At 54.0% G+C, this 21,406-nt stretch carries 19 protein-coding genes; 10 read left to right on the top strand and 9 right to left on the bottom strand.

All coding sequences use genetic code 11. The annotated features are described in order from the left end of the window. Positions 1-100 precede the first annotated feature (100 nt). From RHH81_RS05225 to nusB, 8 genes are all read left to right on the top strand, one after another. The gene (locus RHH81_RS05225) at positions 101-1,387 is read left to right on the top strand and encodes an ABC transporter substrate-binding protein (RefSeq protein ID WP_206201382.1); all 1,287 of its coding nucleotides are present in this window, start codon (positions 101-103) and stop codon (positions 1,385-1,387) included. Positions 1,388-1,389: 2 nt separating this feature from the next. Then, positions 1,390-1,881 carry a YajQ family cyclic di-GMP-binding protein gene (locus RHH81_RS05220; RefSeq protein WP_206201381.1) on the top strand — a complete coding sequence of 164 codons (492 nt, stop codon included), beginning with the start codon at positions 1,390-1,392 and terminating at the stop codon, positions 1,879-1,881. Between the two features lie 13 nt (positions 1,882-1,894). Next, on the top strand, positions 1,895-2,434 hold the full coding sequence (locus tag RHH81_RS05215) for a DUF2854 domain-containing protein (RefSeq protein WP_206201380.1): 540 nt from the start codon (positions 1,895-1,897) through the stop codon (positions 2,432-2,434). Positions 2,435-2,603: 169 nt separating this feature from the next. Then, positions 2,604-4,559 (top strand): molecular chaperone DnaK, encoded by a 1,956-nt coding sequence (dnaK, locus tag RHH81_RS05210; RefSeq protein WP_206201379.1) that lies wholly within the window; start codon positions 2,604-2,606, stop codon positions 4,557-4,559. Positions 4,560-4,576: 17 nt separating this feature from the next. Continuing rightward, entirely contained in the window at positions 4,577-5,710 is a 1,134-nt protein-coding gene (dnaJ, locus tag RHH81_RS05205) for a molecular chaperone DnaJ (protein WP_310438430.1), read from the top strand. A gap of 43 nt (positions 5,711-5,753) precedes the next feature. After that, on the top strand, positions 5,754-6,863 hold the full coding sequence (locus tag RHH81_RS05200; protein ID WP_302679037.1) for a M48 family metallopeptidase: 1,110 nt from the start codon (positions 5,754-5,756) through the stop codon (positions 6,861-6,863). Positions 6,864-6,896: 33 nt separating this feature from the next. After that, the gene (locus RHH81_RS05195; protein ID WP_206201376.1) at positions 6,897-7,568 is read left to right on the top strand and encodes a DUF502 domain-containing protein; all 672 of its coding nucleotides are present in this window, start codon (positions 6,897-6,899) and stop codon (positions 7,566-7,568) included. A 24-nt stretch (positions 7,569-7,592) separates the two neighbouring features. Then, positions 7,593-8,231 (top strand): transcription antitermination factor NusB, encoded by a 639-nt coding sequence (gene nusB / locus RHH81_RS05190; protein WP_206201375.1) that lies wholly within the window; start codon positions 7,593-7,595, stop codon positions 8,229-8,231. Here the strand turns inward: nusB and RHH81_RS05185 are convergent. Then, positions 8,210-8,644 (bottom strand): hypothetical protein, encoded by a 435-nt coding sequence (locus RHH81_RS05185; protein ID WP_206201374.1) that lies wholly within the window; start codon positions 8,642-8,644, stop codon positions 8,210-8,212. The genes nusB and RHH81_RS05185 overlap by 22 nt on opposite strands. A gap of 257 nt (positions 8,645-8,901) precedes the next feature. Between RHH81_RS05185 and RHH81_RS05180 the strand changes: the two genes are divergently transcribed. Continuing rightward, positions 8,902-9,135: a hypothetical protein gene (locus tag RHH81_RS05180; protein WP_206201373.1), complete on the top strand. Its 234-nt coding sequence runs from the start codon at positions 8,902-8,904 to the stop codon at positions 9,133-9,135. Here RHH81_RS05180 and aroB read toward each other — a convergent pair. The 4 genes from aroB to RHH81_RS05160 all read right to left on the bottom strand — a co-directional run bounded on the left by aroB (position 9,132) and on the right by RHH81_RS05160 (position 14,802). Continuing rightward, the gene (gene aroB / locus RHH81_RS05175; protein ID WP_310743485.1) at positions 9,132-10,238 is read right to left on the bottom strand and encodes a 3-dehydroquinate synthase; all 1,107 of its coding nucleotides are present in this window, start codon (positions 10,236-10,238) and stop codon (positions 9,132-9,134) included. The genes RHH81_RS05180 and aroB overlap by 4 nt on opposite strands. A 46-nt stretch (positions 10,239-10,284) precedes the next feature. Next, positions 10,285-11,550, bottom strand: a complete 1,266-nt coding sequence (locus tag RHH81_RS05170) for an AmpG family muropeptide MFS transporter (protein ID WP_206201371.1) — start codon at positions 11,548-11,550, stop codon at positions 10,285-10,287. 56 nt (positions 11,551-11,606) lie between these two features. Beyond that, a complete protein-coding gene (locus tag RHH81_RS05165) occupies positions 11,607-14,207 on the bottom strand; it encodes a glycogen/starch/alpha-glucan phosphorylase (RefSeq protein WP_206201370.1) in 2,601 nt (866 codons plus the stop codon). Between the two features lie 163 nt (positions 14,208-14,370). Further along, a complete protein-coding gene (locus RHH81_RS05160) occupies positions 14,371-14,802 on the bottom strand; it encodes a hypothetical protein (protein WP_302679035.1) in 432 nt (143 codons plus the stop codon). 129 nt (positions 14,803-14,931) lie between these two features. Here RHH81_RS05160 and murA point away from each other — a divergent pair, with 129 nt between their 5' ends. Next, on the top strand, positions 14,932-16,251 hold the full coding sequence (gene murA, locus RHH81_RS05155; RefSeq protein WP_206201368.1) for a UDP-N-acetylglucosamine 1-carboxyvinyltransferase: 1,320 nt from the start codon (positions 14,932-14,934) through the stop codon (positions 16,249-16,251). Here the strand turns inward: murA and RHH81_RS05150 are convergent. Genes RHH81_RS05150 through RHH81_RS05135 form a run of 4 tightly spaced genes read right to left on the bottom strand, consistent with a single transcriptional unit; the run spans position 16,207 to position 21,177 of the window. Further along, the gene (locus tag RHH81_RS05150; protein ID WP_206201367.1) at positions 16,207-16,779 is read right to left on the bottom strand and encodes a hypothetical protein; all 573 of its coding nucleotides are present in this window, start codon (positions 16,777-16,779) and stop codon (positions 16,207-16,209) included. The genes murA and RHH81_RS05150 overlap by 45 nt on opposite strands. Then, complete coding sequence (locus tag RHH81_RS05145; protein WP_302679032.1) at positions 16,779-17,408, bottom strand: methyltransferase domain-containing protein; 630 nt, start codon at positions 17,406-17,408, stop codon at positions 16,779-16,781. The genes RHH81_RS05150 and RHH81_RS05145 overlap by 1 nt, the downstream gene beginning before the upstream one ends. Continuing rightward, complete coding sequence (locus RHH81_RS05140) at positions 17,405-19,213, bottom strand: proline--tRNA ligase (protein ID WP_206201365.1); 1,809 nt, start codon at positions 19,211-19,213, stop codon at positions 17,405-17,407. The genes RHH81_RS05145 and RHH81_RS05140 overlap by 4 nt, the downstream gene beginning before the upstream one ends. 53 nt (positions 19,214-19,266) lie before the next feature. Beyond that, a complete protein-coding gene (locus RHH81_RS05135) occupies positions 19,267-21,177 on the bottom strand; it encodes a hypothetical protein (RefSeq protein WP_310743484.1) in 1,911 nt (636 codons plus the stop codon). Positions 21,178-21,406 lie beyond the last annotated feature (229 nt).

The following is a 21,406-nucleotide window of genomic DNA, read 5'->3' as shown; positions in this document are numbered from 1 at the left end:
TGTGGGAATGCCCCTTTTTTTGTGCAAGGTATCCTCTCTGCGCATTGCAAGATTCCCGCAGTTGCAGTAGCATGCTGACAAATTGTGAGGGTGTATAGCTATGGGTCAGAAGCCGTCAAGCGGATGGGCAGCTGCCAAGATTTTTGCAGGATTACTCCTCCTCTTTACCATTGGCGCCTGCGAGGCGGACACCACCACCACAACCCCAACGGGTGAGGGGCTGCGGATTGGCTCATTGTTGCCCTCAACCGGCGACTTAGCCTCGGTGGGAACCCCTATAGCTGAAGTTGTCCCCCTGCTGGTGGAAACAGTGAATGCCTGTGGTGGTGTTAATGGCCAGCCCGTCACGCTTATTGCTGCTGATGATCAATCCAATCCTGCCTCTGGGGCAGAAGCGATGACGAAGTTGGTGGAGATTGACCGAGTTGCCGGAGTCGTTGGTTCTTTTGGCAGTAGTGTCTCCAATGCCGCCGCCGATATTGCCACCCGCGGTCAAGTGATGCTAATTTCCCCCGGCAGTACGAGTACACTCCTGACTGAACGCGCCAAGAAAGGAGACTTTAACGGCTATTGGGCACGCACTGCTCCCCCCGACAATTACCAAGCCCAAGCCCTTGCCCAACTGGCCAAAGAACAGGGGTATCAACGAGTCGCCACCGTGGTGATCAACAATGACTATGGCCGCAGCTTTGAGCAGGAATTTACCCGCGCTTTCAAAGCCCTAGGGGGAACCGTGATCAATGAAGACCGCCCCACCCGTTATGATGAGCGGGCAACCACCTTCACAACAGAAGCCGCTGCCGCTTTTAGCGGGAACCCCGATGCGGTGGTGGCTATTTTGTATCCGGAAACGGGTAGCCTGCTCCTGAAATCCGCCTTTGAGCAAGGTCTCACCCAAAACGTGGCCATTCTCCTCACCGATGGCGTCAAGTCCGAAAGTTTCCCTGAGCAAGTGGGCCGTACTCCCGATGGCAAATACATTATTGCCGGTGCCAAGGGAACCGTTCCCGGCGCCGATGGTCAAGCCCTGAGTCGCCTGCGAGAACTGTGGCGTGCTAAAAAAGGGAGCGATCTGCCGGCCTTTGGTGCTCAGACTTGGGATGCCGCCGCGCTCCTTGTACTAGCTGCACAGGCCGCAGGACAAAATACGGGTGAAGGGATTCGCAGCAAATTGCGCGATGTGGCCAACGCACCGGGGGAAGAAGTGGATGATGTGTGCAAGGGACTGGCTTTACTGCGGGAAGGCAAAGAAATCAACTATCAAGGCGCCAGTGGCAATGTCGATATTGATGAAAATGGCGATGTTGTCGGGGTCTATGACATTTGGCAGGTCACTGATGACGGTAAATTAAAGGTAATTGGTCAAGTGAATCCCCAAAAACCCTAGGCATGGCAAGCACATTTTCCTTTGATATTGTGAGTGATTTTGACTGGCAAGAGCTGGTCAATGCAGTGGATCAAACGGAGCGAGAGATCAAAGCCCGCTATGACCTCAAGGATACCCAGACCACCCTTGAACTGACAAAAGAGGGACTGACAATTCACACCGATAGTGAATTTACGCTCAATTCAGTGCAAACGATTCTGCAACAGAAGGCGGCGAAGCGGCAGTTGTCTCTGAAAATTTTTGACTATGGGCCTGTGGAAGCAGCGGGTGGTCAACGGGTCAAACAGTTGATCAAATTGCGGCGCGGGATCAATTCAGAACTAGCCAAAGAGATTAGCAAGCTTATCCGCAATGAATTTAAGAAGGTGCAAGCCGCGATCCAAGGGGATGTGGTACGGGTCAGTGCCAAATCAAAGGATGATCTACAAGCAGTGATCCAGCGCCTGAAAACTGAGGATTACCCCGTGCCATTACAATTTACGAACTACCGCTAGGGGTTAAAGGGTCATGTTGGGGTCTGTATCGCTGGGAACGTTGGGGTTAATTGTCGGTTCACTGCTGACGGTGGTGGGAGTGGTGGCCTATGCCACAGGGAATGCCACCTTGAATCTAGCGGGCTTTTTCTACGGTGTGCCCCTGCTCTTAGGCGGCTTGGCACTCAAAGCGGCAGAACTCAAACCGGTACCCTATCGTGAAGCCCCAACCCCAGAGGCGATCGCTGGCCGTGCCCAAGCAACCCCCACCCAAACGCAAATCCGTAAGGATGTCACCCGTTATCGTTACGGTCAAGAAGCACACTTAGATAGCACATTGGCCAGTTTAGGTCTGAGTCCCTCGGATGCCGAGCGTCCTGTCTTGGTGGCGATCGCCGAGACCTTAACAGACGGTGCTTATACATTAATTTTAGAATTTGACTCCCCGGCGGTTCCCCTTGAGGTGTGGCAATCGAAGCAAGCCAAGATGCAGACATTCTTTGGCCCCAATATTCGGGTAAGCATGACGGATCAGGGAAACAACCGTGTGGCAGTGGCGCTGATTCGCGAGTAAGCCTGTGGTCAACCCTGTTCCAGTTGCCTAAGATGATTGGTAAACCGTTTTGCCCTGAATTCAGGTGTTACGATAGCATCATCATTGCGGCATTCTAGCCTAAAGAGTAAGACTTTTTTGCAAGCAGTCTCCTCCTGACAACGCATTTTTGGAAACGGCGATTACGGCTATGGGTAAAGTCATTGGCATCGACCTTGGAACCACAAATAGTTGTGTGGCAGTCTTAGAAGGGGGGAATCCTGTCGTGATCCCCAGTGCCGAGGGTGGGCGCACCACCCCCAGTATTGTTGCCTTTGGCAAATCGGGCGAACGGTTGGTGGGTCAACTGGCGAAACGGCAAGCTGTCACCAATGCCGAGAACACGATTTTCAGTATCAAGCGGTTTATTGGTCGCCGCTGGGAGGAAACCGCTGAAGAACGGGGGCGCGTGCCCTATACCTGTGTGCCGGGTCGCGATGGCATGGTGGATGTGCAGATTCGCGATCGCACCTATACCCCCCAAGAAATTTCTGCCATGATCCTGCAAAAGCTGAAGCAGGATGCGGAAGCCTATCTGGGGGAACCCGTGACCCAAGCCGTCATTACTGTGCCAGCCTATTTTAGTGATGCGCAACGCCAAGCCACCAAAGATGCGGGGGCGATCGCTGGCCTTGAGGTAATGCGCATTATCAACGAGCCAACGGCGGCCTCCTTGGCCTACGGCATCGACAAGCAGGATCAAGATCAAACCATTTTGGTTTTTGACTTGGGCGGGGGCACCTTTGATGTCTCGATTCTGCAACTGGGGGATGGCGTCTTTGAGGTGCGCTCCACAGCGGGGAATAACCACCTAGGGGGCGATAATTTTGACGAATGTATTCTTGATTGGCTCTTGGCCTGTTTTAGGGAGCAGGAGGGGATCGATCTCTCGAAAGATAAAATGGCACTGCAACGCCTCCGCGAAGCGGCTGAAAAAGCCAAGGTGGAGTTATCGGGCACCCTGAGCACTTCCATTAACCTGCCCTTCATTACGGCTGATGAAACAGGGCCTAAGCACCTTGAAATGGAACTCACCCGCAGTAAGTTTGAGGAACTCTGCGCCCACTTGGTTCAGGCCACCCTCGAACCCATGCAGCAGGCGATCGCCGATGCCGGTTTGACGGTTCAAGAGATTGATCGGGTGTTACTTGTCGGTGGCTCAACCCGTATTCCTGCCATTCAGCAGTTGGTGAAGGAATTCTGTGGCAAAACTCCCGATCGCTCCGTTAATCCTGATGAAGCCGTTGCCGTAGGGGCAGCCATTCAAGGCGGCATTCTGGGCAAGGAAACAACGGTCAAAGATCTCCTGCTCCTAGATGTCACCCCGCTGTCTCTGGGGTTGGAAACCCTTGGCGGTGTCTTTACCAAAATCATCGAACGTAATACCACCCTCCCCACCAGTAAGACGCAGACCTTTTCCACCGCTACCGATGGCCAAACGGTCGTGGAAATTGCTGTCTATCAAGGGGAGCGCCCGATGGCAAAAGACAATAAACAACTGGCCTGCTTTGAGCTCACGGGCATTGCCCCTGCCCCTCGCGGCGTGCCGCAAATTGATGTCACGTTTGATATTGATGCCAACGGTATCCTGAGTGTGTCTGCCGTCGATCGCGCCACCGGTCGCCAACAAAGTGTGCGCATTACCAATCGCGGTGGCCTCAGCAGTATGGAAATCGAGCGCATGCGCCAAGAGGCAACGATTTATGCCCAAGCCGACCAAATCAAGAAAGAGATTGCCGAACTGCGCAACCAAGCCGATGCCCTGCTGTACAGCTATGAATCAACCATCAAAAACCATGGCATCACATTAACTCCCGATCTACGGGCACGGATTGAGCCGGTGGTTCAGAGTATGCAGGCAGCAATGGTGGATGACAATATTACCCCCGATGAAATTCGCAAGCGGATGGAAGCCCTGCAGCAGGCCTTGGTGACCTTGGGAACGGTGGTCTATCAACAAACCGCAGGCGGTTCCATGATGACCTCAACCCCGACAATGGGGGGTGCTACGATTAGTTCCCAAGCCACTCAAGTTTTAGATAGTGATGCCACAATAATCAGCGATAATGAAGAAACAGTTGTTTCAGATTATGAAGCGGTTGATTAATTTAGGTAACGGTGGCTATGGCTCGTGATTTCTATGAGATCTTAGGTGTCTCACGCTCTGCGGATGCTGAAGAATTAAAACGAGCCTATCGGCGCTTGGCTCGCAAGTATCACCCCGATGTCAACAAAGAACCGGGCGCTGAAGAAAAGTTCAAGGAAATCAACCGCGCCTACGAGGTGCTCTCGGATCCCCAAGCGCGAGCCAACTACGATCGCTTTGGTGAAGCCGGGGTCAGTGGCGTCGGGGCTGCTGGCTTCAGTGACTTTGGCATTGGTGACATGGGCGGCTTCGCCGATATTTTTGAAACCTTCTTTGGGGGTGGATTTGGTGGATTTACCAGCAGTGGGCGGCGGTCGCAGGGGCCAACCCGCGGTGAAGATCTGCGCTATGACCTCAAACTCGAGTTTCGCGAAGCGGTGTTTGGCGGTGAGAAAGAAATTCGCATTAATCATTTGGAAACCTGTAAAACCTGTCAAGGCACAGGGGCCAAACCCGGCACACGGCCAGTCACTTGTAGTACCTGTGGTGGCATCGGTCAAGTGCGGCGATCGGCACGCACTCCCTTCGGCAGTTTTACCCAATTGACCACCTGTCCGACCTGTGGCGGTTCGGGGGAAGTGATTGAATCTCGCTGTGAGGCCTGCGGCGGCCAAGGCCACATCCAAGTCAGCAAAAAATTGAAAATTACGATTCCTGCGGGGGTGGACAATGGCACCCGGCTGCGGGTCTCAGGGGAAGGAGATGCCGGTCTGCGCGGAGGCCCTCCCGGCGATCTCTATGTGTATCTGTTTGTCGAACCCGATCCTGAGTTTCAGCGCGAAGGCAACAACATCCTATCACGGATTAAAATTAGCTACCTGCAAGCGATTCTTGGCTGTCGGATTCCCGTGAGTACCGTGGATGGCGAAGCAGAACTGAAGATTCCCGCAGGCACCCAACCCGGTACGGTGTTAATCCTAGAAGGCCGAGGCGTCCCCCGTGTGGGCAATCCCGTGGCGCGGGGCGATCACCTCATTACCGTTGATGTCGAAATTCCCACCCATATCACCCATGAAGAGCGAGAACTGCTGGAGAAATTGGCCAAGATTCGCGGCGAGCGTATGGGCAAAGGCGGTCTAGAGGGCTTCCTCGGCAGCTTATTTGGTGGTTAGGGCGCGTTGCCTAAAATAGAAAAAACCGTTGGGGGCGCTGGCCATGCTGACTGAGGTTTTGACAGCACTGGATCAAGGAAATTTCCAACAGGCAGAAAAATTGCTGGCCACCTTGCCTCCTGAGGACCCCCGTGTCCTCCTGTGCCGAGGTCAACTCTATCTCAAGACAGAGCGGCTAGAGGAGGCGGAGTCAGACTTTCGCCAATTACTGCGGCTGAACTGTGGCCCCAAGCTGACGCAAATGGCTCGGCGCGGCCTTGAAAAAATTGAGCAAATTCGCCAACAGCAGCGGCAACAGGCGATTTTAGCAACCCATGCCGTGGTGGGAGTCGAGCAGCAAGGCCTTCTGGTTTTGGAGGGGGTGGCTGGCTCTGAGCAGCGGACGATCCTTGCCCGTCTTTTGGCCACCATGTTTAAGATTGACCCCTACACGGCGCGACTGTTGATTCCGTCGCGGGGCTGGCGTTTGATCCGCACGGGCAATTTTGCGGAACTCACCGTCTATTGCCAAGAACTGAAACAGCAGGGGTTTACCCTCTTTTGTGTCCCCTTTGAGGCACTGACAGCCACACCCGTCTTGCAGGTGCGTTATTTTGCAGCCTTGGAGCCACAGCCGCGTGTGGTGTGTACCAGTTCGCTCTCGCCAGAGCCAGTGGAGTTAACGTTTACTTGGTCACAGGTCAGCCAGCGCGTGGAGGGATTGCTGCCGATTTTTGAGCAAGTGTTCGATCGCGATCGCCAAGGAAAAGTCACCCGTAAAGAACAAATTCAGGATCATGCCCAGTGCTGTGATCTTCACCTGTTTCAGCAAAATCAAATCCTGCGCTTTTATCGCGGCGGTTACCAGTTTCACCAAGGGATTCCCCTCAATCAAGTGGCAGAGGTGATCCAGAGTGATCTGGAGTTGGATCAAAATACCTCATGGGTGAAGTGGCGGCAGTTATCGAGTCTGTGGCAGCAGCACTGTGGCGATCGCCCCGTGTGGCAAGACTTTACCAGTTTTGCTGAAACTGCTTTGGACTTTAGCGAACTCCTGAGTAAAATTCCCCCCCACATTAACCTCTTTCGCCGTGAAGACAGTCCTTGGGATGCCGCCTTCATGCTCTACAGCAGTTTGGCCTTTCACCGTGACCGCAGTGGCAGCAACCGCTAAGCTAGAAACAGAAGTCTGCTCGTGCGAGTATCTGTGTTGCACCGACTCCAACAAGCAATTAAAAATGATCTCATTGCTGGTCTGCTGGTGGTGATCCCGCTGGCAACAACGATTTGGCTATCGATTTCTGTCTCCAGTTGGGTCTTGGATCTCCTCACCCGTATTCCTAAGCAGGTGAACCCCTTCAAAACATGGCACCCCCTGTTGGTGGATCTGCTCAATGTGGCGGTGGGGATTTTGGTGCCCTTAACAGGGATCTTGCTCATTGGCTTGATGGCACGCAATATCTTTGGCCAGTGGCTGTTGAACACAGGTGAGAGCATTCTCAAGCGCATCCCTTTGGCGGGCACCATTTATAAGGTGCTGCAACAACTCCTAGAGACAATTCTGCGGGACTCGCGCGATCGCTTTCGCCGAGTGGTGCTCGTAGAATACCCGCGGTCGGGTCTGTGGGCCGTGGCCTTTGTCACTGGCACGATTAATGGTTCATTGCAAACGGTCTTTTCCGAGCCAATGTTGAGTCTATTTATCCCCTCGTCGCCTAACCCCACCACCGGTTGGTATGTGATTGCCAGTGAGCGGGATGTGCGAGATTTGGATATTTCGATCGAGGATGCCTTTAAGCTGATTATTTCCGGGGGGATTGTTACACCGGGATCAGTTCCGACCTCGACCCTGCCCCCCGCCCCTGCGTCGTTGCGTTAAGAACTCGTTTTTGAGGATTTACCCATGATTACTGCTCGTCGTGTTGCCCGTGAATTGGCGTTGCTCAGTGCCGCTCAAGTGTTACGCCAACCGAAACTGCTCGATGAAAGTGACTGCCGCAGCTTGATCCTGATGGCGGTACGGACGCTGGCGAGTGATGTGCGCGATACCCTCGAACAGGCCGGCACTGAACTTAGTGAAAGTCAGCGACTGCTCAACCATAGCGAGTTTCAGTTGCCCCACCTCGAAAAGGCACAGATGGTGCTTCAAGATGCCCTCAATCGGGCGGAAAAGGGCTTGAACAAAATAGGTGCTGCCCTCGATTTACCCGAAATTCTCTACTTTGCCCATCAAGAGGAAGTTCAAGCCTACGCGATCGCCCTACTGCGCAGTTTGCAGCGACACCAAACGGAGATTCAAGAACTGGTGAATCGCTCAATGGTGGATTGGCAACTGGAGCGACTGACGCACTTAGATCGCGCCATTATTGAAATGGCCGTCGCAGAGATGCGCTATCTTGACGTGGCCAAGCCAGTGGCCATCAACGAGGCGATCGAACTGGCCAAACGCTACAGCGACCAAGGTAGTCATCGCTTTATCAATGGTGTGCTGCGGCGGATCAGTGAGGCCCTTGACACGGCTCAAGCGGCCACTGGTAACTGAAACGACTGCCACAATTGCTGCCGCCCCAATTCCACATCCTCAGGCCGACATTGCCAGTGGGGATGGGCACTCATCACTAAACTTTCGAGGGTTTCGCGATCAAAGAGATGCCAAACAGGGGCACCGGCAACAGGGTGGGCGATCGCCAAGAGATTTTCAGCCACGCAGTGAATTTCTAAACAGGTGGCTGCTCGCTGAATTTGCAACTGCTGCCCCGGTAGGAGTGATCGCACCGCCTCCATAATCTCCCGTAGTTCCGAGATGCTCTGGACACAGACCCCCGGAATGGCCACCCGCTGCTGGGGATCCCCATTGACTTGCAGCCAGTAATGACGGCTGGGATCAATTCCCAGAAGCCAAGGATCAACATCATCTAAGCGATAACGGGGAGCCAAGGAGAGTCCGTGCATCATTTATCCATTTCCTAAATCACAGCATTGATATCTGGCGATCGCAAGGGATCACTCTCGTATATGTAGTGTGATAAGTCTCCTTTATTTGATCAATCAAAGTTAATAATGCTTAATCTTTTGCCCATAGTTGTTAACAAAGCGCCGTTTTGCCCCCAGCAAGATCACTGTTTTGTTGCGGCAGCTACAGTTATCCGAGAGAAAATGGTTAAAATGAAGTTAAGAATAGGTTAACCCCTGAGAAAAAGGATAGGTAAGCAATGAATAAATACGAATTTTTACATCCCTACAGCCGTTACCACGGTGAGTTTACACCCGAAAACTTTTTATTTGATGCCAACTTACAGGAGTTTGCGACCCGAGTGAGCTACATTTCCAGTCTCGAAAACAGTGGCAAGCTTTCCCCTCAGGAAGCCTATGAGCAAATTAAACGCCTTTGGCAAGAACTGAAAGCAACCAAAAAAGCGCTGCTAGATACGGCGCCCCCTAGCTAGGCTTGGAGGCGATGGAGTGTCTCCCGAATCAAGTCGGTCGGTACCTGATCAAAAATGTCCACATGGCCAATGGCGGTGGGGAGAATAAATCGCACCTGTTGCGCCTGAACCTTCTTGTCATGCTCTAGGAGTGCCAGCAGTCCCTCCACATCAAAGTAAGCCGGGATTGTGGTCGGCAACTTTGCCTTGAGAATCAATGCCCGTTGGGCAGCGGCGGCTTCTGCTGACCAGTACCCCAAGGCCACCGCCAGTTCCCCAGCGGCAATCATGCCAATGGCCACAGCCTCGCCGTGATTCAAAAGGCGATAGTTGCCCATACTTTCAAGGGCATGGCCAATGGTGTGCCCGTAATTCAAAATGGCCCGCAGTCCGGTTTCGCGCTCATCCTTGCTAACCACATCCACCTTCGCTTGGCAGGAACGCTGTAGGATTTGAAGCAACTGCTCAGCAGGCACAGCAGCCATGCGATCCAAACGCGGCAGCTGACTCAACAAATCAAACAGCTCAGTATCCCAAATCACACCATACTTAATCACCTCTGCCATACCAGCCCGGAATTCTCTGGGGGGCAGGGTTGCCAAAACATCGGGATCAATGACCACAAGACGAGGTTGATGAAAGGCTCCAATGAGATTTTTGCCTTGGGGATGGTTCACCCCTGTTTTCCCACCAATCGCCGCATCCACCATCGCCAAGAGACTGGTGGGAATCTGAACCACGGCAATCCCCCGCAGCCAAGTCGCCGCCGCAAAGCCCGTCATGTCGCCAATGACGCCACCACCAAGGGCAAAGAGCGTAGAACCCCGCTCTAAACGCTGACTCAGGGCAGCATCATAAATCTTTTCAACGGTTCTGAGGGTTTTGTAGCGTTCCCCTGCTGGGAGAATACAAGGGGTGACTTGCCAGCCCGCTTGCGTTAATGCCTCTTGCACATCCGTGCCGTAGTGCCGCCAAATTTGCGGATTGGAAACGATGAGGGCAGGGGCTTTCGGCGTCAAGGGCGTATATTCGGCCAACAGTGCAGGCAACTGCCGCCGTGTGTTGGCACCAATGGTAATTCGGTAGGCGTGCTCACCAAGGGGAACGGGAATCAGCGTCGTCATTGTCGGATTTGCTGGGGACAACTACATTAAGTATTTTTAAGTATTTTCAGTCATCACTGCCGGGGCGGGGAAAGGCCGGCTTCGCTTGCCAAGGGGCAAAAAACGGCAGGAGGAGAAGTGCGGGTAAGGCAGCGCCAATTGTAAAGAGAAAAAAGAGCGGCCACCCCATGATCTCTGCCGCTTTGCCCGCAGGGGCTGCTAGCACGTCTCGACTAAAGGCAAAAAGGCTAGAGAGCAGGGCATACTGCGTTGCGCTAAATTGAGGGTTGCAGAGGCTCATTAAAAGAGCCGTCAGAGCAGCGATCGCCAGTCCGGCACAGAAGTTATCAATACTAATGGCGGCCACCATCACCGTTGGATTGGCACCGGCATTGGCCAAAACAAAGTAGGAGACATTGCTAGAAGCTTGCAATCCCCCCATGATCCAAAGAGCACGGTGAATACCGATTTGACTGATGGCCGCCCCGCCGGCAAGGGCACCAACAATCGTGGCAATCAGCCCGACACCCCCTTGCACCGCACCAATTTGGGTTTGGCTAAAGCCCTGCTGCAACAGGAAAGGGGTCATCATGTTCCCTGTGAGCGCATCCCCCAAGCGGTAGAGGCAGATAAAGAGCAGAATAATCAGCCCTGTTCCCCAGCCGTAGCGCTGGAAAAAATCAAGGAAGGGGCGAATCACTGCTTGTGCCAATGAAGGAGGAGCCGGGGGATGGACTTCGGGTTCCGGTGCCCAAAGGGTCGTGACCATGCCCACGAGCATCAGCAGCGCCATCAGGACGTAAACCACGGGCCAAGGCAGTTGATCGGCAAGAATCAGGGCTAGGGAACCCGTGACCAAGAGCGCAATGCGATAGCCAAGGACGTAAATACCTGCACCCGCCCCCATTTCAAGGGGTTCTAGGACATCGGCACGATAGGCATCCACCGCAATATCTTGGCTGGCGCTCAAAAAGGCAATGGCGAAGGCATTCACTGCCAATAGCCGTAGGCTCGTACTGGGATCCTGTACCGCCATTAGGGCGATCGCCCCCAAGAGGAGCACCTGAATGAGCAGTAACCAGCCCCGCCGCCGTCCCAAAAAGGGAATCGTATAGCGATCCAGTAAGGGAGACCAGAGAAACTTCAATGAGTAGGGCAACCCCACGAGGCTAAAGAGACCAATAGCGGTCAAGTCAATGCCCTCAACGGTCATCCATGCTTGCAGTGTTCGGCTGGTGAGAAACAGGGGCAACCCTGAGGAAAAGCCCAGCAAGAGCAGTGCTGCCATTTTGCGACTTTGAAACACCCGTAGAGCTGCGCCGATTCCCGCCATTCATGTCGTTTCCCTGCTTGAGACTTGCCCTAGTGTAGAGCAAAAGGGGCAGTCACCTAAAGACTACTGGCTTGACTGATGCGGCTGGGGCGAAAAGCGGGCCGACAGGTATCTAGGGAAACGGGGACGGGTTTGACGTGCCAGATGTCTTTGCAGTACTCCGCAATCGTGCGATCGCTAGAGAATTTGCCCATGCGCGCCACATTAAGAATAGACATCTGTGTCCAGTGGCTCTTCTCGCGGAAGGCTTGGGCAACCCGTTGCTGACAGTCCACATAGGATTGGTAGTCCGCCAACAGCATATAGGGATCTTCGTTGAGCAGGGAACTGACAATCGGTTCAAATAGCCCCGGCTCACGTGGATTGAAGTAGTCGGAAATCAGGCTGTCAATCACTTTCTTGAGCATTGGGTTGCTGTTGTAGTACTCGCAGGGATTGTAGCCCTCAGCTTTCAGGCTCATTACCTCTTGCGCCGTCAGACCAAAGAGGAAGAAGTTCTCTGCCCCCACCTCTTGGCGAATTTCCACATTTGCCCCATCCAGAGTACCAATCGTCAGGGCACCATTGAGGGCAAATTTCATGTTGCCGGTGCCGGAGGCCTCCTTACCAGCGGTGGAGATCTGCTCTGAAAGATCAGCCGCAGGATAGGTCATTTCCCCAAGGGAAACGGAATAGTTACTGAGGAACACGACCCGCAGACGGCCATTGACATCCCGATCATGGTTGACCATATCCCCCACCGCATTGATCAGCTTGATGATCATCTTGGCCATGAAGTAGCCGGGGGCTGCCTTGCCGCCAAAAATAAATGTGCGCGGCTGAATGTCAATGCTGGGGTTGGCCTTGATTTGTTCGTAGAGGGTAATAATGTGGAGCACCGCCAAGTGCTGCCGCTTGTACTCATGGATCCGCTTCACTTGAATGTCAAACAGGGAATAGGGATCCACCTCAATCTGGTTGTGGCGCCAAATGTACTCCGCTAGGCGTTCTTTGTTGGCTTGCTTGATTTGCTGCCACTTGGCCTGAAAGGCGGGATCCGTGGCGTAGGGTTCTAGGCCGCGCAGGTCTTCAAGGTGGGTAATCCAGCGATCGCTCTTCAGTGTTTCGGTAATCAGGCTGGCCAAGCGGGGATTACTCATCAATAGCCAACGGCGGGGGGTAATGCCATTGGTTTTGTTCTGGAACTTGTTGGGGTACATCTCGTAGAAGTCCCGCATCAGCTCCTGCTTGATCAGCTCTGTGTGCAGTTCGGCGACCCCGTTGACCGTATGGCTGCCGACACAGGCCAAATGCGCCATGCGCACCTGCTTGGGATGACCTTCCTCAATCAAGGACATGCGTGCTAAGCGGGCAATGTTGCCGGGATAGCGTTGGCGAATCTCGTTGAGGAAGCGGTAGTTAATCTCGTAAATAATTTCAAGGTGGCGCGGCAGTAGTTGCGCAAAAAGTTCCACCGACCAGCGTTCAAGGGCTTCCGCCAGCAGGGTATGGTTGGTGTAGGCAAAAGTGCGCTGGGTAATGTCCCACGCTTTTTCCCACGGGAGTTGGTACTCATCCACCAGCAATCGCATCAGTTCAGCCACCCCAATGGCGGGGTGGGTATCATTGAGCTGAATGGCTACTTTGTCGGGGAAGGCATCAAAGCTGGTGTGCCGCCGCAGGTAAAGGCGAATAATGTCCTGCAACGAACAGGAGACAAAGAAATACTGTTGCCGCAGGCGCAGCTCCTTGCCTTGGGGAGTGTTGTCGTTGGGGTAAAGAACCTTCGAGATATTCTCACTAAAGGTTTTTTCCGAGACCGCTTGGGTGTAGTCGCCGGCGTTGAAGACCTGTAAATTAAAATCCTGAGCAGCGCGGGCACTCCACAGACGGAGCGTATTCACCGTATTTTTGCCATAGCCTGGAATTGGTGTATCGTAGGGGGTGCCCAAGACGGTGGTACTGGGAATCCAGCGCACGCGGTAGTGCCCTTGGACATCGGTGTAGGCTTCGGTGTGGCCGCCAAACTTAACTTCGACATTGTAGTCGGGGCGGGCAATCTCCCAAGGGTTGCCAAAGCGCAGCCAGTTGTCGGGGACTTCGTGCTGCCAGCCATTGGTGATGATTTGCTCGAAAATCCCATACTCGTAGCGAATGCCGTAGCCAACGGCGGGAATTTCGAGGGTGGCTAAGGAGTCGAGGAAACAAGCCGCCAACCGTCCTAGGCCGCCATTCCCTAAGCCTGGTTCAGGTTCGCGATCCATGAGTTCATTGAGATCTAAGCCAAAGTCGGTCATGGCCTGTTTGGTTTGCTCATAGAGGCCGACGTTAATCAGATTATTCAGGAGCAAGCGACCAATGAGAAACTCTGCCGACAGGTAATAGACCACCTTGGCATCCTGCTCAAAATAGGTTTGGGCGGTTTTAATCCGTCGATGCAGCAGGCGATCGCGCACCGTGTAGGCCAGTGCCATGAAGTAATCGTAGGGCGTGGCAAACATGGCATCCTTGCCCTGGATGTAGTGCAGGTTATCAACAAAGGCGCGCTTCAGGGTTTGCACGGTCATCCCTGTGCGATCGCTCTCGATATACAAATCGCAGTGTTCGTCGTTGGCAGTAGGGTTGGTGTGGGAAACTGAATGAACAGGATGACCGTTGGGCGTGGCGGAATTATTCATGCAACCTGTAGCTCTGAAGGAATCGGCAATCACTTAACTTAAGGCTAATACAGATTTGTGAAATGTACATTAGACTACCGCTGCGGGAATTTTAATAATTGATTTATCTGCCTTTACATTTTTTTAATCTTCTCAAAGAGTCTGCCAATCCCTTGGGCAATCCCTAATCAAACCAACCAATTTCCGCATCCCCAAGGGGAGAGGCATTGGGATTGGGGATGGGAACTTCATTAACAAGGGGTTTAAATCCCACATCCTCAAAGCGGTAGGGCTGAGGCGCCGTGAGTTGGCGAATGACTTCTTTGGCCTCTTCAAATTCGGCTTCTAGGGTCTGATGGCGGGTTTGGAGGTTCTGAAGCTCAGTTTCGAGGGCTTGGGCGCGATCGCGCCACGTTTGCACTTCCTGTTGCAGTTGCTCTATCTGGGTACTGTGAGCGGTTTTCTCAGCTTCTGCCGCTGCTAACGCTGCTTTGAGGGCGGCCAGTTCTTGCTCTAGTTCTGCCTTGGTGGGCTGGTGTCGACTCCGCTTGCTGGGCGCTTGACGCTGTTTAGCTGCCTCTTGCCGCAGTAAATCGCTGAGGTTTTGGTGTTCCATCCAATCCTTAAATTATTTGCAAAACAACAGGCGTGCATTTGTCCCTCTTTTGTTAATACTGATCTTTGCATAAAATTCGCACTGATAGGATATAATCGCTTGGAATTCTTTTGGCTGTGAGAGTGAAATATGCTAACCTCGACCGCAACGCCGCTGACCACAGAGCAGGCACACCTCAAGATTCAGGGGGGCTATCGGTTATCGGGGGAGGTGAGGATTAGCGGAGCCAAGAATTCAGCATTAGTCTTGATGGCGGCGGCACTCTTAGCAGCGGATACAACCATTCTTCGTGCAGTGCCTGACTTAGCGGATATTCGTCGCCTTGGGGAAATTTTACAGGCATTGGGGGTCAAGGTACACCGCCTCGGTAGTGAAGCGATCGCCATTGATGCCACGGAATTAAATACCAATGATCCCCCCTATAGTTTGGTCAGCCAACTGCGGGCGAGTTTCTTTGCCATTGGTCCATTGGTGGCACGGTTGGGGATTGCTCGTGTTCCCTTGCCCGGCGGCTGCGCTATTGGCGCTCGTCCGGTGGAACTGCATGTGCGCGGTCTGCAAGCGATGGGAGCCGAAGTCACGATTGACCACGGTGTTGTTACCGCCAGTGCCCCCAAACTGAAGGGAACCCGCATCTATTTGGACTATCCCAGCGTTGGTGCAACGGAAACCCTGATGATGGCCGCCACCCTTGCCGAGGGGGAAACCACGATTGAAAATGCCGCTCAAGAACCGGAAGTGGTGGATTTGGCCAACTTCTGTATCGCCATGGGGGCAAAAATCTATGGGGCAGGCACCAATTCGATTACCATTGTTGGGGTCGATCGCCTCCACGGCACTGAATACGAAATTATCCCCGATCGCATTGAAGCGGGCACATTTCTCTTGGCGGCTGCCGTCACCCGCTCGGCCATTACATTGGCACCGGTCATTCCCAGTCACCTAACACCTGTGGTTGCCAAACTGGAAGAAATGGGAGCGAGGATTGAATTTCCCGATCCCACCCGTGTCCGCTTTACCCCTGCGCAGCGCTATCGTGCCACCGACATTGAAACGCTCCCCTACCCTGGCTTTCCCACGGATATGCAGGCCTTGATGATGACGTTGCTGGCCATCAGTGAGGGGAATAGTTTAGTCAGCGAAACGGTGTTTGAAAATCGCTTTGGCCATGTGGCTGAACTCAATCGCATGGGCGCCGACATTCGCGTCAAGGGAAATCACGCTGCCATCCGAGGGGTGCCCTATCTTTCGGGTGCACCGGTAACAGGTACGGATTTGCGTGCCACAGCGGCTTTAGTCGTTGCTGGACTGGCTGCCCACGGCGAAACCCACGTCTATGGCTTGCAGCACTTAGATCGGGGCTACTGGCAAATTGAAGCCAAGCTGCGGGGTTTGGGTGCACAGCTAGAGCGTTATGTTCCGAGTACAGCCCCTTCTCCAGTGTTTTAGTCCGTCCTTGGGGGCAAGTGCCATCTCGGTTCCCATACCCCCTGTCCATTGCATCATCACGTTCCCCAGCACCGCAGCCACTGTCGGCGTCCAATACTCCCAGGCTCTGAGGGGTAAGGCTAATGCCCCCCAATAGGCACCAAAAAGACAGCTTAAGAGAAGACCAGCACTGGGTTGCTGCTTGATAACAATTTCATGGGCTAATTCTAAGTCCCACGGGGCGATCGCCAAGGCATAGCGGATCACCTCTCCTCTCTCTAGAGGTACGGCCAAAGGCTCAGGTGCCCAAGCCGCCGCGAGGTATTCATGGAGTAGGGTCTGAATCTCCTGCAACGCCGCGGGGACTGAGATCAAAGGTTGATCCCATGATGCCAACAACTGCGGCAGCTGAACGGGCCACTCCCCTTGGTTGGGGGTTAACCATTGGTGGGGCAGTGCTTGGGCTAGATAGATATCCTCTTTAGCGATGCCCCACAGAAGTCCAAGGAGGGCACCGCGAAACTGCTCATAGACGCCTCCTCTGACCATCACGCCGACTGCTTTTGACCCACGACAGCATAGAAAGGATCAGTAAATCCCAGCCAAGGCCAGCGACGGGGCAGCTGAGTTTCTACCACCTTGAGGGAGGGAATGCTATCAATGTAGGTTTGCACCAAGCGCAGGCGATCGCCCTCGGTACCCTCGCGCCACGCCTGAATCGCCTTCTCAAAAAACATGCGATTCGAGAAGCTGACAATGACCACCCCTTGGGGGTTGAGGATACGGGCAATTTCTGTAAAAGTGGCCTCAGGATACTGGAGGTACTGCACCGACACCGCCATCAAGACGGCATCAAAACTAGCATCCTCTAGGGGCAAGGCCAACTCTTCATTAAGATTCTGAACGAAATAACGATCCAAGCGAGGGTTGCGGGCTAGCTCCGCCGCATTCATCCCATGGCCCACCACTTCCGCAAAGGATAGCTCTGGTGGTAGATGGGACACCCAACTACTCATTAAGTCCAAAACCCGCAGTTGTGGCTTTAAGTATTGGCGGTAGAGATCCGTGAGGCGGGCAAGAAAGAAATCATCCACGTGGGTAACAAAGCGCGGTGCCGCGTAAAAGAGATCATCGCTGCGGCTATCCAGTTTCGTGCGCTGGTAGGGATTGAGAATCATCGACCTAACTGCTGAGCAATCTCCTTTTGAAGATAACGAACAACTTCGCTTATAGGGAGGGTGGATTTGGCACCGCTTGCGCGGATCACGAGTTCCACTTCACCATTGGCGATCGCCCGCCCCGTCACTAGGCGATAGGGAATGCCAATGAGATCCGCATCTTTGAATTTCACCCCTGCCCGCTCATCGCGATCGTCGAGGAGCACCTCAATTCCTGCCGCCTGAAGCTGATCGTAGAGGTCAGTGGCCACCTGCATTTGCTGCCCATCCTCGATGTTGGGAACGACAATGATCACTTGATAGGGGGCGATCGCCAGCGGCCAAATAATGCCCTGTGGATCGTGGTGCTGCTCCACCGCCGCCTGAGCCAAGCGGGAAACCCCAATGCCATAGCAGCCCATCACCAGCGGCACCTCTTCCCCCTGTTCATTGGTGTAGGTGGCCTTCATTGCCTCAGAGTACTTTGTCCCCAACTGGAAAATATGGCCAATTTCAATGCCACGGGCGGTCTCTAGGTGCTGTGTTGGATCGTGGCAGGCGCGATCGCCGGCTTGGGCTTTGCGAACATCGGCGACAATGGCCGGTAATGGACAGGATTTGCCCCAATTGACACCGACACGGTGCTGTTGATCGCGATTGGCTCCTGTAATAAACCGCTTTAACTCCGTTACGGTGTGATCGGCAATGCGAATCCAGTGGGGAATGATCTGGGGATCGGCTTTAATAACGCCGTCCTCTATGTCAGGGCCAATGTAACCAAAGGGAATGGGGGTGGCTGCCCACTCTTGGGCGGTATTGGCATCCGCCACCCGCAGATCCAGCAATTTCGTTGCCCCGTAGTTGGGCGCAAGGGAAGTGAGGGTGTTGTGCAGCTTGACGCTATTCACCTCTTGATCGCCGCGAATACTCACCAACACCAGACCCACCCGCCCATTATCGAAAACCGTTCGATAGAGGACATTTTTGACAATTTGCGTCGGATGGCACTGCAAGTGCTCAACAAGGGCATCAATGGTTGCTGTATTGGGGGTATCTAGTGTCGCCACCTTTTTGTAAGTTGTGGGCACCGCGTCAGGGGGCAGCGAAACGGCCTTTTCCACATTGGCGGCATATTGGCCGTCAGCCGTATAGAGCACTTCATCTTCGCCAGCGGCAGCCAGCACCATAAACTCATGGGATCCCGATCCGCCAATGGCACCCGAATCCGCCTCCACGGCTCGAAACGTCAGGCCACAGCGCTGAAGAATACGGCTATAGGTGTCGTACATCACCTGATAGGTTTCCTTGAGGCTGGCCACATCGGCATGGAAGGAGTAGCCGTCCTTCATAATGAATTCTCGTCCCCGCATCAGACCAAATCGCGGGCGAATCTCATCGCGGAATTTGGTTTGAATTTGGTACAGGTGAACGGGCAACTGACGATAGGAGCGAATCAAGTCCTTAGCGAGGATGGTGATGACCTCTTCATGGGTCGGCCCTAGTCCCAACTGCCGCTCAGCGCGATCAGTGAGGGAAAACATAATCCCTTCGGCCTTGGTATAGGTGTCCCAGCGTCCCGACTCTTGCCACAGTTCAGCGGGTTGCAATTGCGGCAGCAAACATTCCAAAGCACCACTGCGGTTCATTTCCTCACGGACAATGGCGCTCACTTTTTGCAGCACTCGCCACATCAAGGGCAGATAGCTATAGATACCACTGGCAATCCGCCGAATATATCCCGCCCGCAGCAATAATTTGTGGCTGGGAATTTCTGCTTCCGCTGGATCATCGCGAAGCGTGACAAAAAGCATTTGCGAGAGACGCATAGCTGGGCTACCGATACTGCACAGAGCCTCTATTTTACGATGACCAGCGATCGCTAGGGGGTAGCCATTGGTTCGGGATCCGCTGCTGGCGGTTGAACAGGTGTCGGCGTCGGGGCAGCAGTGGCTTCAGGTGTCGGTGCAGGTCTGGCAGGGGTAACCGTGGTTTCAGGGGTGGGAGATGCCTCAGGGGTGGGTGCAGGGGTAGCAGCCTCTGGCGTGGGTGTTGCTGGCGGAGCTGATGTTGGTTCGGTGACTGGTTCAGAAGTCCTTGGTGTTGCTGGCGGAGCTGATTCTGGTTCGGTGATTGGTTCAGAAGTCCTTTCAGGAGTACTGGGGGGGCTTTCCCACCAAGCGGGCGTGGGTGCTGCCTGTTGCCGTTGGCGCACACTGAGTTCATAGTCCCACTGCCAGATGCGATTGAGAGCTTCACGGTAGAGGGCGCGATCGCGACCAATTTGCTCAGCGGTTTGAATGGCTTCCTCTAGTTTGCCTTCCCGTGCCAAGCGAATCGCTCGATCCAGAATCGGACGATCCTCAATTTCTTCCAGTTTTTCCTGCCACTCGTTGCGGTAGTTGGCCACTACAGAAGCAAGCACAGCATTGCTGGGGAAGTATTGCAGAACCCCTAGGGCGGCCTGATACTGTTTCTGTTCTGCGAGGGCGATCGCCGCATGGAGCAAGGGCTGCTCATTAATCGTACGCAGATCCCGCTGCCAAAGGGCAATCAAACCTTGGGCTTGGCCCCGTTGCGGCTGACCAAGGGGCACCTGCCGAGCTTGAGCAATGGCCAAGGCATACCCCCAGCGCAGATGAGAATTGGCGAGCCACGATGCCCACTGAAGATGCTGCTGGTTGCGCAACTGCTGCTGCCATGTTTTGAGGTAGGCCTGAGCCGATTCATAGAAGGGATCCGTGGTGGGAATCTGCTGCACGCGGGCGATCGCTTCCCAGTAGCCCAAAACCGTTCCCTTGGCCGCAAGGGCTTTGGCCTGCCCCAAGATGACAATCGGGCGATCGTGGTAGGACACATCGAGAGCGGGGGCAATTTTTTCAATCAGTGCTAGGGCACCCTCGCGATCACCTGCCGTTAAGCGTTCTTCAGCGTACACAAACACTTCAGGAATCCAACGGCGAATATCCGCTTGGGCTTGGGAATAAACAACCGCCTCGGGGGGAATTTGCAGAGCCAGCATGACCGCCTCGGCCAGTTCATTGGCTGTTAACCAAGCCGCCAAATCCCGTGCCTGCACCAATTGCACCCACGCATCCTGTTCTTGGGAGATACGCACCGAGAGCTTTTGTGCCTGTTCGCGCCAGTAGTCGGTGCCCAACTGGTTCATCAGTTTCACTTGCAGTAATGCCAACCCCCAGTCCTGCTGGCGCAGCGCCGCCTCTGCCGTGGCCAACAAGTTTCCCCCTTCTCCCACATTCGTTGCGGTCAGTAGCTCTTGAGCTTGGGAGTAGCTCGCTGCGGTGGTGGGGATTTTTTTCAGGAGCAGCGTTGCCAGATCAATATTGCCTTGGCTCAACTGTTGGCGGGCAATCACGAGTAGGGCGGCTGACCATTCATCCACACGCCGCTTTGCTTGGGGAAACAGGGGGTGATCTTCGGGCCACTGACTGACGGTTTCAATGGCTTGAGCCAGAGAGGGTAAGTTGCCGTGGAGGGCGGCTTGATCGGCACAGTAGAGGCGATCGCCATCGCTCATGACGAGGCCGGAGTGACGACAATCGGGCAAGGGGGGTAAAACCAATAGCCAAGCACTGGCGGTCATCAGGGTTACGCCGGAGATTAAAAAGGGGATGAGCCAAGGCCACCCCTCATATGCCATGAGTCGTTGACGATAGGCTTGCCAGCGGGAGGGAATAGATTCAACAGCTGTTGTTACCGCAGGGGCGATCGCTGGCTCCGCTGACTTAGGAACCTGCCGGAACCACCGTTGCCAAACCTCTAGTGCTTTCATTTCCTGCTGCGGCTCCTCACCCACTGCCTGCAATTTCCCTAGGATGCTAGGGAGGTCGTTAGAACTTGTTATAGCAAATCAACTTGGCAATTCCCTCCTGAAGTTGCCGTTTCCCACGGCAGGATTATAATTTAAGGATACGAATCGCAATAATCCTTAACATTTCTCCTGATTTTGCAACGCCTGTGACCGCACTCTGGCAACGCTTGATTTTAATTTCCCCCTTTTT

Source organism: Thermosynechococcus sp. PKX95, from assembly GCF_031583295.1.
Classification (GTDB): Bacteria; Cyanobacteriota; Cyanobacteriia; order Thermosynechococcales; family Thermosynechococcaceae; genus Thermosynechococcus.
Note: the sequence above shows the minus strand (reverse complement) of the source record. Positions and strands in the feature narration are given on the sequence as shown.